Source organism: Paenibacillus sp. 2003 (genome assembly GCF_031455635.1).
Lineage (GTDB): Bacteria > Bacillota > Bacilli > Paenibacillales > Paenibacillaceae > Paenibacillus > Paenibacillus amylolyticus_B.
Genome location: NZ_JAVDTB010000001.1, coordinates 1,303,722 through 1,316,658, shown reverse-complemented (window position 1 = coordinate 1,316,658; position 12,937 = coordinate 1,303,722). Strand labels below are relative to the sequence as shown.

The 12,937-nt window shown below is 44.0% G+C and carries 8 protein-coding genes; 2 read left to right on the top strand and 6 right to left on the bottom strand.

Annotated elements, in window-relative coordinates:
- Positions 1 to 266: 266 nt before the first annotated feature.
- Positions 267 to 1,502 carry an MDR family MFS transporter gene (locus J2X75_RS05970; RefSeq protein ID WP_366345091.1) on the bottom strand — a complete coding sequence of 412 codons (1,236 nt, stop codon included), beginning with the start codon at positions 1,500 to 1,502 and terminating at the stop codon, positions 267 to 269.
- 145 nt (positions 1,503 to 1,647) lie between these two features.
- Between J2X75_RS05970 and J2X75_RS05965 the strand changes: the two genes are divergently transcribed.
- Positions 1,648 to 3,414 carry an ABC transporter substrate-binding protein gene (locus tag J2X75_RS05965; RefSeq protein WP_310334979.1) on the top strand — a complete coding sequence of 589 codons (1,767 nt, stop codon included), beginning with the start codon at positions 1,648 to 1,650 and terminating at the stop codon, positions 3,412 to 3,414.
- Between the two features lie 78 nt (positions 3,415 to 3,492).
- On the opposite strand, the gene J2X75_RS05960 is transcribed toward J2X75_RS05965, so the two are convergent.
- From J2X75_RS05960 to J2X75_RS05940, 5 genes are all read right to left on the bottom strand, one after another.
- Positions 3,493 to 6,120, bottom strand: coding sequence for a PAS domain S-box protein (locus J2X75_RS05960; RefSeq protein ID WP_310334978.1), 2,628 nt, complete (start codon positions 6,118 to 6,120; stop codon positions 3,493 to 3,495).
- 271 nt (positions 6,121 to 6,391) lie between these two features.
- Positions 6,392 to 8,773, bottom strand: a complete 2,382-nt coding sequence (locus tag J2X75_RS05955; RefSeq protein ID WP_310334976.1) for a polyprenyl synthetase family protein — start codon at positions 8,771 to 8,773, stop codon at positions 6,392 to 6,394.
- A 187-nt stretch (positions 8,774 to 8,960) separates the two neighbouring features.
- Complete coding sequence (locus tag J2X75_RS05950; RefSeq protein ID WP_091016659.1) at positions 8,961 to 9,758, bottom strand: sulfite exporter TauE/SafE family protein; 798 nt, start codon at positions 9,756 to 9,758, stop codon at positions 8,961 to 8,963.
- A 486-nt stretch (positions 9,759 to 10,244) separates the two neighbouring features.
- Entirely contained in the window at positions 10,245 to 11,000 is a 756-nt protein-coding gene (locus tag J2X75_RS05945) for an SDR family NAD(P)-dependent oxidoreductase (RefSeq protein WP_047842788.1), read from the bottom strand.
- A gap of 322 nt (positions 11,001 to 11,322) precedes the next feature.
- Positions 11,323 to 11,799 (bottom strand): DUF6376 family protein, encoded by a 477-nt coding sequence (locus J2X75_RS05940; protein ID WP_310334974.1) that lies wholly within the window; start codon positions 11,797 to 11,799, stop codon positions 11,323 to 11,325.
- 135 nt (positions 11,800 to 11,934) lie between these two features.
- On the opposite strand from J2X75_RS05940, the gene J2X75_RS05935 reads away from it, so the two are divergent.
- The gene (locus J2X75_RS05935) at positions 11,935 to 12,903 is read left to right on the top strand and encodes a bile acid:sodium symporter family protein (protein ID WP_047842786.1); all 969 of its coding nucleotides are present in this window, start codon (positions 11,935 to 11,937) and stop codon (positions 12,901 to 12,903) included.
- Positions 12,904 to 12,937: the final 34 nt, after the last annotated feature.

The following is a 12,937-nucleotide window of genomic DNA, read 5'->3' as shown; positions in this document are numbered from 1 at the left end:
CCTCTGCATCGCAATAATGATGAGCGTCCACGACAGAGGTGCACAAACATGACTGTCCCAACGCGATCATTGCAAAAAAATTGGATTAATGTCACTATGCTCATGCGTATTCAGTTATCGATTCGAAATCTGTATAGGCATAAACATAATCATCATCCCACCCGTTTCACATATTTGTTGTTTATTGTATTCGCTGGACTAACATCCGTCAAGATAATTTTAACTGAATTGTTATTTAATTCATGGCATTAATCTTTCAATTCCTGCTACATACTCAATGATGTGGACTCCGTTTGCTTCTCTCTAACAACAAGACGTCTATGTGCGAGCAGAAGAAAAGGTACTCCCAGAGCAGTCGTCAGCGCAATCGGTAGAAAGACAGCGAGCCCGTTCTCCGCTCCAAATTGACTTAACAACACCCCTCCCATGACAGGAGCAATGACACTACCGATATTATTGAATCCGATGGTACCGAAATACGTTCCTTTCCATTCCGGCTTCGCAATCCGGTCAATGAGCATATCCATCATGGTGAACAACAGCACTTCCCCAATGGTAAATAGTATGACACTCATCATCATCAGGAGTACACCTTCAGCGATTCCAACCATCATCAGACTGGTTGCCACCAGCAGGTTACCCACAATCAGAGGGACAAGCGGTGGAAAGTTTCGGAAGGTTCGCACAAGAGGATACTGAATTATCAGTACCGTCACGGCATTCAGGGAAAGCATGTACGAGAACATCTGGCTTCCATTTTCAAAGATCGGGCTCCTCGCCAAGTACTGTGCCAACGTAGAACTAAAGTGCCCGTAACCCAGAACACAAAATGTGGTACCGATCAATACCGGCAGAAATACCCGGTCGCGACCGGTGGTCATAAGTGCTTCACGCAAACGTGGTGCGGTTGCCTGATGACGCTCTGGCAGATTGGCATGCTGTAGCTTGAATTGCAGAAATAATACAAGTCCATAGGCTATGTATACCAATCCGGAAATCACAAACGGAAACGTTGATTCAGATGATCCCAGCTGAAATCCGATAATTGGCCCAAAGACTACACCAAGATTAATTGCAGCATATCTGAGGTTAAACACCAGCAATTTGTTCTCCGGAGAAGTAATATCCGATAACAGCGCTCTGGAGGTGGGCTCAAATACTGCGCGGCATAATCCGTTTAACGTATTGGCAACAAAGAACACCCATAGATGCTCTGCTGCTGAAAAAATAAAAAACACACCTGCCCAGCTAAATACCGAGATTAACATCACGATTTTGCGCCCGATCCGGTCCGAAATATAACCGCCATAAAAGCTGACCATTACACCTGCCAACGAGCTAACGGCCACAGTAATACCGGTCTGGGTCGGTGTAGCCTCTAGTACACGTGTCAGATAGATGGATAGAAACGGGATACTCATTGACGTCACAAGACGTCCAAACATGGTTCCGATAATGATCGTCCATGCCAAGGGGTGAATTTGCCTTAAATATTGCTTCATGCGAACTTCTCCTATTCTTTCTAAGTGCTTCAAAAGCGGACTTTTTGAACAACTTCTACTAATGTATAATTGTAAGGATAAAAGGGGGAAAGAAAAGTGTAAACATATGATCACACTTTTCACCTTTAATAGAGGAGTCATGACCATGGATACCCTACATACACACTTTATAAGGCTTGCTGGGGCCGAACAACTTTCATTCAAACTTCATGAACCTGTAGCGGTAACGATCGATAGCCTGTCCGCTGCCTTGTGCTGCACCCCTCGTAATGTGAAATTCATTCTCAGAAAATTGGAGGAACAAGGCTTTATCCATTGGCAGCCTGGGCGTGGTCGTGGACATCATTCGGAGTTAACGATGCTGCGAAGTATGAATGAAGCGCTGGAAGCGAGTTTTACCGAACTTCTGGCTAAAGGCAGAATGAAAGATGCTATTGAACTCATCGGAACTGTTCAGGTGGATGATAAATTGCGAGAACAGCTCATGCTCTCCCTCCATCAACAGATGGGATTTCACAGTCATGATGAAACTGCCTCTGGTCAGGATATCCTGCGCATCATGAGGTCACGCCAGTTAGGTGATTTGGACCCAGCCTTTGTTTATACTGCATTTGAAACCTACCTATTAAGCCAGGTCTGTAATACGTTGATCACCTATGATGCCAAGACAGAATCATTCCTGCCAGCACTAGCTCACATGTGGGAATGCAGCGAAGACCATCGCTTATGGACCTTTTATCTCCGAAAAGGTGTACGTTTCCACAACGGACGTATCATGACGTCCCGAGATGTCCAAGCGACGTTGCAACGATTAATTGATGTGAATAGTCCCTCCATCTGGTTATATCGGGATATTGAACGTGCGGTAGTAGCTGGTGATTACTGCATCAAGTTTGTTCTACATCGTCCTAATCGGTTCTTCTTGCATTTGTTCAGTTGTATTCGGATGACAATCCTGCCCTACGATTCCAATGTAGCCAATACATTGATAGGTACCGGTCCTTTTCAGATCTCTGAGCTGAATGAAGATGTGCTGGAGCTTACCGCTTTTGATGCGTACTACGGCATCCGGCCACATCTGGATCAAGTCCATTTCTGGTTTGTGCCTGACCTGAGTCCGAATGATCGCTATTATGAGCTACCGGGTACAGATCGATTGAGTCTCGCAACAGGCTGTGATCAGACGAACAGCATCAATTATCCGGCGCTGGGTTGTCAGTATATGCTGTTCAATTTTCACAAGGAAGGCATCCATCATCACCCCCTATTTCGACAAGCCCTGCGTATCGTCTATGATTCGGTCGCGCTTGTCCGAGATCTCGGCGGGAATCGGATCACACCGGCCAGCAGCTTCCTTCCCTGGAAAAGTGCAGCCCAAGACTGGACCGTTGCTTCTCTTGAACATGCTCGTGAATTACTGCATAACTGTGGGTACCAGGGTGAGACGGTAACATTATCGTATAAGCATAATAAGGATGCAGACGTTGCGGAGTGGTTCCAACGTCGTGCAGAGTCCATCGGTCTGAACATCAGCATGCAGGCCGTTGTGGATTACTTCAACTCAGAGGAGACCACGAACGCGCAATTGATCCTCGCTGAAGAGATACTGGAGGAAGATTGGCAGTACGGCATGATTCATTTTTTCAAAAACCTGTCCAACCATTTTCATATGTGTATGTCTCCTGCATTCCAGTCTCTACTGGATGACAAACTGGATCATTTCGCAAAGCTCCATCGGGAAGACCGAACTGCGCTCCTGGATGAAGCTGAAGCCTTGCTACGTGATCACTGCTGGATCTTACATGGTTGTCACATGAACAAGCAGGCTGAACTGGATCAGAGCATCTTCGGCATGCAGATAGCAGAATTCGGTTATCTGGACATCTCCAAATTGTGGATCAAAAATCTTTAGAGATTTGTTCAAAAAAAAAGCTGCTAGCTTATTTATGATAAGCTAGCAGCTTTTGCTCATGAATCCATTTTCATCGACTCAGAGATTATTTTTGATGTAATAGGTCTCCAACGCTTGCATAATGGACTCGATTTTGATCGGTTTGCTGATATACGCATCCATGCCGGCCTTCAAGCAGTTTTCCATGTCTCCTCTTACCGCATTTGCAGTTACCGCAATAATGTATGGACAACTCTCGGGGTGCAAAGAATTTTTAATCGCTTTTGTGGCTTCGAATCCATTAAGCCTTGGCATATGCACATCCATAAAGACGATATCATATGAATTGTGTTTGACCGCCTCGACTGCCTCAACACCGTCCGCCACATGATCCACGAAGTGCCCTTTTTTCTCAACGATTCTGCTAAGGACGAGCTGATTCACCTCATTGTCTTCTGCAATTAAAATCCGCAAGGCTGATGTTCTGCTCTTCTTCTGCTGTTGATCCAACCTGCTGCTCTCTTCACCGTTATTTAATTTAAATTGGGCGGTGAATATAAATATTGTACCCGGTTCATCCGATTCCTCGATCCAGATCTCGCCCTGCATAAGCTCTACCAGTTTCTTACTAATGGCAAGGCCAAGACCAGTACCTTGAGGTTTGCGAGTCATAAAATTCTCCAGTTGGTAGAAAGGTTCAAATAATTGTTGTTTCCTCTCAACCGGAATCCCAATGCCCGAATCCTTTACCTGAAAATAAAGCTGCACGTTATTGCCGCACTGCTCCTTAACTCCCACTTTAACTTCTACTCCGCCTTCTGAAGTGAATTTGACGGCGTTGCCGATGATATTGGTAAGTACCTGTTTAAGACGATAAGCATCACCATACACCGGAGTTGGAATAGCATCTTCTACGCATATACGAACATCCAGCTTTTTTTCACGAGCCAGTGGTTTTACGATTTGCACCGTCTCGGTTACGATTTCTACGAGATCAAAAGGATCCTCCACCAGATCGGTTTTGCCTGACTCGATTTTGGAAAAATCAAGAATATCATTAATGATGGCCAGCAAGGAATCTCCACTCTTCTGGATGATTTCAATATATTCCTTTTGTTCCCCGCTAAGTCCAGGAGTATCCAGAAGCAAATCCGTCATCCCAATTACACCGTTCATAGGTGTGCGGATTTCATGACTCATCATCGCCAAGAATTCACTTTTGGCCTTATTCATTCTCTCCGCTGTCTCTTTGGCTACCAGCAGTTTTTTCTGCTCCGTAATATCCTTCGCAATCAGGTAAAACCCGACATTGGATTTATTAATAATAATTGGAGCAAGCGTAGCCAAGACTTCTGTCTCAGATCCATCCGTGTGCCGAACAGCGTTGATTTCCTTTTCAGCCATCTCATAATCACTGCCCAGAATCAGACCCAGATTACTGGCTCCGATAAATCTGCTTATGCTTGTACCGATCATTTCAGCCACGGGACAACCTGTCATTTTCACCGCTACTGGATTTGCATTCATAATATTACCATCCATGTTAAACGAGATAATGGCGTCATGATTGTATTTCTTAAGCGAAGTGTATCGCTCCACAGATTCCTGCAATTTAAATTCGATGCGTTTGCGTTCAGTGATATCCTGTAGTGTTCCGTTTAGCTGGACTGGCTGACGATGCTCATCAAGCGTAATCAATCCACGCAGGTGAAGATACTTCTCATTTCCATCAGAGCCGATGTGTTTGTATTCAAAATCAAGCGGTTCACCCTGTTTTACCCCTGTAATATGTTTTTGTAAAGAGGCTATATCTTCAGCGTCCATAACATCAAAAACATCACTTATACGATATGGTTTGCAGGTGCGTTCAAGTTCAAAAATCTCAAAGATCTGATCTGATAATGTAATGTGGTCTTTGACCATATCCCATTCCCAACTACCAATTAAGGCAATACGTTCAGCCTCAGCACTGATATCCTTTTGTTTTTTTCGCTCTGATACATCTCGTCCAATTGAAAGAATCTGCTGTCCATGCTCAGCATCACCAAAGACCTTGTATGTGGTTTCAAACCACAGATAATGCCCATCTTTATGACGGACCCTAGTATTCAACAGATTACCTTTGGTCAAGTCCATCTGTGAAATCCGTTCCAGATCTTGTGGGTGAAAATATGCATCATTATTTTGACCAATTACTTCTTCTGGCGAATAACCCAGTAAACCTTGAACTGAGGGTGAGCAGAATCGACAAACACCCTCCTGATCGGCAATATAGATGATCTCCTGAGCATGATCCGTAATAAGTTTGAACATCTCTTCAGTATGCAGAAGCTTTTGTTCAGACATTTTACGGTCTGTAATATCAACAATGTGGCAAATAAAGTAAATAGGTTCATCCGTAATTTCGCTACGAACTAATGAAACATGCAATGACGTCCATAAGATGTCACCATTTTTATTGATGTAACGCTTTTCGTATTGATTTTCTTTTATTTTACCTTCAAATAGCTCGTAACTACAGATCATATCTTGCGGTGAATCATCCGGATGTGTAATATCCTGGTACGTGAGATCCATTAATTCATCACTTGTATAACCTAGCATGCAGCAAAAAGCAGGGTTCGCTTTCATCCATTGTCCTGTTGGAGCAACGAGTGCAATTCCAATAGGTGCTTGGTTATATATCTGCTCGAACAATTCATGATGATCGACCTTTTGAACCTGCATTGTAAGCTCTCCTTTTGGCATATAGACTCCATATAAAGATTGTCGAAATCTAAAGTTTTTACTGATATAAGATGTTTTATAAAAATTAGTCAGATTTAAAACAACAGTACCTGCTTAATACCCAGAATTTCAGCCGTTGAAACAAATCTTTTTAAGAGATCTGTGTCTTTCAAACCAAACAAGGCCCGGAATCCATTCATATGGAATCCCGACCTTTGTCATTATATATCATAATAAGTCATACGCAACACGGAATCGTAAATAAAAAAGGTTAGCGCTCGCGACCAACAAGATAATCCAATAAATGTCTCAAGAAGGGAATAGGTTTCGGCATCTCGTTCAATGCATCAGTAGCAAGACAATAATGCTCCCACATCTCTTTTTTCGCGCCTTCATCACCAAGAATGGACACAAAGGTTGAATTGTTGTTCCGCTCATCCTGACCTGAAGGTTTCCCAAGAATGAGGTGATTTCCCTCGAAATCCAGCAAGTCGTCCTTGATCTGGAAGGCGATCCCCGCATGATAAGCGAACTTTTTCAGCGTAGCCATCTCCGGTTCCTTCACTTGGGCAAGTATCGCTGGCATGACCAGGGCAGCTTCGAAGGCAATGCCTGTTTTGTAAAAACAGATCATGTTCAACTGCTCAAGCGTCAGTGCCTTACTTTTGGAGTTCAGATCCATGGCCTGCCCCATACACATATCCTCTGCTTTTTCAGCCGAATACTGAATGAGCGTGAGCACGGTTGCCGCATCAAAGCGATTCAATGAGGATTGCTCTCCAATCGCCTTCTGAATGAGAAACAGACCCGTAAGCTCTGCTGTGGCGCTATTGTGTACCTGGTGCAGCGTGGATCGTCCACGTCTTGTCGAAGCATTATCCTGCGTAGGCAGATCATCAAAGATCAGGGAAGCGGTATGCATGTACTCCAATGATCTTAGCAGCGGAACGATGGATGACTCAGGTAGACCATATTCGCGCACGCCCATAACCCAAGTTAATATCGGACGTAGCCTTTTTCCGTCTCCCTGCAAGCTGTAGTTAGCTGCATCGATCAGTGTTTCTTTCATCTCATGAAGGCCACCGGGCTTGGCAATCTGCAACTCCACATTAATCTGTTCGCGAACCGTTCGAATGGTCTGTTTGAACTCTTCTTTCTCCTGCTTGTCATTTTTCAATTGAAGTACGACCTGATCCCGTAACAATTTATCAAGGAAATCAACGTCATCTGCTTTTCGCACCATCTGTTGAACCAGTTGATTGAATTCAGGCTGCCCAGAGGCAAAGATCGACATCACTTCATCATATTTCTGCTGCCCCAACCGTTCTTTACAACGCTTCAGACCGTTAATGGCACGATCCAGTATGACCTCGCGGGTCTTGGCGTCCGAGTTATATACATCATGGATTAGATGAGAGATGACTGCCCAATACAATTCATATGGATTAATCAAGTCGGGACGCAAATCTCGATACTTCAAATAGTACGTATACGGAGTTACTGCCCCTTCTTCCATATCGTCAAACATATCGGCAAAATCATCGGCCAACTGATTATATATCCCGTAATAGAACGTCCGCAGATCAAATCCTTCATCCACTGGTGCACTGAGAACAGACCGGACGATTAATCGGGAAGAAGAAGATTTGATAATAATCGGAATGTACAATTCTTCATTGGTATAATTCGCATTGGCTAATTTCTTGTTGCGATCGATCTCCTGGGACTGAAAGAACACATAGGATTGCTCTAAAAACGTGCGCTGTTTCTCTGGATGCTGATAGTTCTTGATGTACTCAAATGCTTCCCGAAGCTCGGAATGCACATATTCAATCACTTCAAGGTTGCTGCCTTTCCACTCCCCCAGATCAGGTACGACCCCGGTAAGAAGTGCATCGCGTATCATCAGGGAATATTGTTCTTTTTCTTGAACAGTCAAAGCTTGAGAATCCAGCAGATCATCCACAAATGGATACGTCAAACCGTACGAATAACCAAGTCGGATCGCCGCATCAAATCTCCGTGCACGCTCTTCAGGTGGTGTCTGCTCATTCATCTCATCGTCCACATGAAGGACCACGCCGAGAATGATCTTGATGAGCTTCCGCTGCGCCTGCTCTGCATCCAGCTCCTTCGGGATGTTGGATGCTACATTCTTTAATTTGTTCATCACCCAGATGACAGCTGCTTCAATGTGCTCCTTCTGTCCCCACCGGTACAACGCAGCCAGACTGATATAATCGGGCTGTCCTTTGCGCCCAGTGGCAGAGCCCATAAAGTATTTTTTGGTATTCTGGACAATGTGCTGAATTCGGGCCTGCGTATACGGAGAATCAAGGGCTTGCCCCAGATCCCGCATATAAATATAGGAGATACTCCGATCCAGGTAATCATCCAGTTTTCCTGTAGCATTCAGCCAATGGATATATCTATGAACATCCCGGGGATCCGGTTTTCTTTTGCTAGGTGATAAAAGAGAAAGCCAGGCAAAACGATGAATATGTTTTTTTTGCCATACATGAATATCTTGGGTAAGTGCTGTCGTATACGTATTATCCATAAGTTGCTGCCTAAGAGAAGTAAAATACTGAGATGCTTTCTGCTCAGCTAGCCGATATCCTGCATCAGCCTGTTCTGTAAGTACGTTATTCATAGGGTGGATACCTCAAATTCTATTAATGTTAAACATGTATCCATGAAAGGAGATGAGGTGCTCCATGGACGAAAACTGAACTCATTTGATCGTGTATCCAACGCTTCAGCTCATGTTCATAACCTTTATACGGCGATCCAACCGTTTGGTTACGAAATCGTCATTGTTCATTCCCATATATGTGATTTTACAGAATGGATGACCAGACTTTGACCGCTGTGATGGCGATAAGTACGATTAATGCATATCGAAGTACCCTCACATTGATCATCGAACTAACCCGTGAACCAAGGGATGCCCCGAGTAAACTGCCGATCACCGTATAGATGATGGGTTCCATCGGAATGTCTCCACCCGTAATTTTCCCTATAACGCCGCCAATAGCGGAGATAAATACAATCGCCAGTGAAGAAGCAATCGTCGTTCGTACGGGGATGTTGAGAATCGTCAGCATGATGGGAATGAGGATAAAGGCACCACCCGCACCAACAATTCCTGATACAATGCCTACTGCAAAAGCAGTGCCTGCTGCAATCCATCGATTAAACACCAGTGGTGCTGAGGTATCAAGCTTTCCTTTTCCGGGAATGAGCATTAGCACGATTGCCATGATCGCCAGAATGCCATAGATCAGATTAATAACCCTTCCGTCCAGATGACCGGATATGAACCCGCCGATCAGACTGCCAGCAAGAATGCTGGAGCCCATGTACAGCACCAAACCGCGGTGAACGATTGCCCCACCACTTCTACCCGTCTTTACTTTTCTGCGGAATGCAACCACACCGGCAAGTGAAGCGAAAAACACTTGAAACATACTGATCGAAGATACCTGATGTGCTGAGAATGGCTCCAGTCCCATCCAGGATGGAACATATAACAGCAGCGGATAATTGATAATGGCCCCACCAATACCCAACAAACCGGAGAAGAATGAACCGACCAGACCCAGTATAAACATGATGACAAAAAGCAGAAGATCCATCGGTTATGCGCTTCCTTTCGTGCAATATAAATCTCATTTCGATATCACTCAAAAGTGCTATACACAGCGAATATTATCAGTTATAATTAAAACCAAGTAAATTAATCCGAAATGAGTGATTAAGCATGTTTAACGTGTTGAAGACTCTTTTTGAAAATAAATGTCCACAGTGCAATGAAAAATTACAAGTTCATAACGATGCGTTATGTTCGACCAAAACCTGTTCTCAATGTCATTACAGAGAAGAGAGTTATGGCTCTCTCGGAGTTCGAATTGTATATGACACCACAAAATGATAAAAAGCTATAGTCTTGTTAATTGTATCACGATCTCTGAAATTTCGGGATGATTCGACAAACTTATTTCCATCTCACATGCTACGATTACGTTATAATGAAAATACAAAAACGGTGCAAAACGAATAAATCGTTCTGCACCGTTTTTTTCTGTTTTTTGAGATGAGTTGCCTTAATTATAAAAGGGTACTTATTTGGTTTTGAAGCTGAGGAATCCATCATCTACGGCTACGGTTGTACCGTTCACTGCGCTTGCTGCATCACTGAACAGGAATGTAACCACACTGGCTACTTTCTCCGGTTGAATAAGCTCTCCACGCATATGTTGAGTAGCAAGCGCATCCTTCATGGCTTGGTCATCACCCAGAATCGGTGTTTCGATAAAGCCAGGGGCTACACCAACTACACGAATTCCATGCTCAGCAAGTTCCAATGCACCGGATTTGGACATCATAACAACAGCAGCCTTGGCTGCGTTGTAGTTGAAGCTGCCTACTGCAGCAACACTTCCATAGATCGAAGCTGTATTTACAATAGTACCTTGTACATTTAATTCAACCATTTTTTTCGCGCCATAATACATACCGTAGTATACACTGTGCTGATCTACATCAATGACTCTGTGATAGGATTCCGGGTCCATCTCCAGAAATGGCTTCACAAGTCCAATGCCTGCGTTATTGAAAATACCGCTTAGCGTACCATATTGCTCTACGGTCCAGTCGATCAGGGCTTTGATCTCGTCCCCTTTGGATACATCCACTTTGTACGCGCCCGCTGTTCCGCCTGCTGCTTCAATCTCTGCCGCAAGCTTCTTCGCTCCGTCTTCATTATAGTCAGCGACCACAATAGTCGCACCTTGATCCGAAAGTTGAAGTGCTGTCTCTTTTCCAATACCACTTGCTCCACCTGTAATAATGATTACTTTTCCATTGTGTTGAGTCATGACTCCGTTCTCCTTTGGCAAAATATATTTAGGTGCGTTTTATAACTTATAGTAAGTAACTATACTTTATTAACTTATATACTTATCATACGCCTCTGTCCCAACCTTGTCAAACCATTGATCATCTTCACATAAATATGAGATAAATGTCATATACATCTCCTATTTACATGATATAGTCTAGCTCCTGTGATATTAAATATGCATCCGTTTTCGGAAAATAAAAAAGCGAGCATAACGGTAATTCAATCATTCCGATATCTCGCCCTTCTCAAGTATTCGATTACAAACTGATTATCTAAGTTGCTAAGATCAATTCAACTTATTCACCCTGAAGTCCGCTAAGCGGATCTTTTAAATTATTAATGTTGGTGATCAGTTCAGGAATGCCTGTCTTCTCCCAATTTTCTGCGGTAAAACCTTGCTCTGCAATTGTATTCTCGAAATTGTCCACAACTTCTGTTAATTGAGTATTGTAACTAACCAGATTCTCATGAATGCTTTCTCCGATCGCTGGTGCCGTAAGCTGAGAAAATTCGCTTGCTTCTGCTTGAATCAGATCGATTTTCTCCTGAATCTGCGTTGTTATCTCTGGATTATTCACCGCGCCCGATGCAAGCTCTTGTAGATCAGCCCCGGCGTTTGATACCTGTTCTATATAATCAGTAGCCCCACTCACATAATTTATACTTTGATTGGCTTGTTCCACGACAGAACAGGCTGAAATCAGCAGAATACTTGATGCAATAAGGCCTGTCATCATTAATGTGTGCTTTCTTTTTCTTATAAACATGATCATCTCCCCTTCTCCTAATCGGAATCCTTGTTCCAAGTCCATGATACCTGTTCAGACTGCTGCATTGCAAATGGGTCTGCAGCCAGCGTTATTAACATGTATAATAGTAAAATCACACGGTAAAGGGATGTCATGATTATGCTTCAAGCCTTGAACCAACGCTTGAACCGCATCATGCCACTGATTACCCCAATCAGTATTATTATTGGCGTGTTATGCGGGAGTTTTCTTTCTTCTTATACCTTTTTATCCCCTTGGCTTTTTGCGTTCATGACGTTCGCTGGAAGTATCAGTCTTGGGATACGGGATTTTGTGAACGTGCTGAAGAAGCCGTTCCCCTTGTTTGTATGTCTGTTTATTTTGCATTTGGCGATGCCTCTAATTGCTCTTGGTATGGGTCATCTGGTTTTCCCTACAGATGCGTACACCATAACAGGACTTGTTCTGGCAGCCGTGATTCCGACAGGAATAAGCAGCTTCATCTGGGTCAGCATCTATCGGGGCAATATCGCACTTACGCTTTCCATCATCCTGATTGATACCATGCTTGCTCCTTTCGTAGTGCCCGGGGTGTTATCCCTGTTAATCGGAACCAGTGTCACACTGGACACAGCAGCCATGATGAGCAGTCTGTTCTGGATGATTGTGGTGCCTTCCCTGCTCGGTATGCTGCTGAATGAGTGGACCAAAGGCGCCATTGTCCCGGTCTGGGGACCAAGGTTGAATCCGTTATCCAAATTATTCATGGCATCAGTCGTTGCGATTAACGGATCTGTCGTTGCGCCCTACTTGGCTGATTTCAACTGGAAGTTGGCTGGTCTTGCGGTCATCATTATTTTCCTGGCATCATTCGGTTATGCACTGAGTTATTTCATCGCCCGATTGCTGGGCTGGAACGAGGCCGATCAGGTCGCCTTGGTGTTCAATGGAGGGATGCGTAATATCAGCGCAGGTGCAGTACTCGCTGTTTCGTATTTTCCGCCACCTGTTGCTGTCCCGGTAGTGCTTGGCATGGTATTCCAACAGATGCTGGCTTCCCTGACAGGTTATCTGCTCGGTCGTCGCTCTCAGCTTCTGCATAAGTCGGATAAGACATCCGCGGCCTAACAAAATACTGGATGATTACAAAACGCCGACATGT

Coding starts and splice junctions, on each gene's coding strand:
- J2X75_RS05970 (WP_366345091.1), bottom strand. CDS start 1,502: ATGAAGCAATATTTAAGGCAAATTCACCCCTTGGCATGGACGATCATT.
- J2X75_RS05965 (WP_310334979.1), top strand. CDS start 1,648: ATGGATACCCTACATACACACTTTATAAGGCTTGCTGGGGCCGAACAA.
- J2X75_RS05960 (WP_310334978.1), bottom strand. CDS start 6,120: ATGCAGGTTCAAAAGGTCGATCATCATGAATTGTTCGAGCAGATATAT.
- J2X75_RS05955 (WP_310334976.1), bottom strand. CDS start 8,773: ATGAATAACGTACTTACAGAACAGGCTGATGCAGGATATCGGCTAGCT.
- J2X75_RS05950 (WP_091016659.1), bottom strand. CDS start 9,758: ATGGATCTTCTGCTTTTTGTCATCATGTTTATACTGGGTCTGGTCGGT.
- J2X75_RS05945 (WP_047842788.1), bottom strand. CDS start 11,000: ATGACTCAACACAATGGAAAAGTAATCATTATTACAGGTGGAGCAAGT.
- J2X75_RS05940 (WP_310334974.1), bottom strand. CDS start 11,799: ATGATCATGTTTATAAGAAAAAGAAAGCACACATTAATGATGACAGGC.
- J2X75_RS05935 (WP_047842786.1), top strand. CDS start 11,935: ATGCTTCAAGCCTTGAACCAACGCTTGAACCGCATCATGCCACTGATT.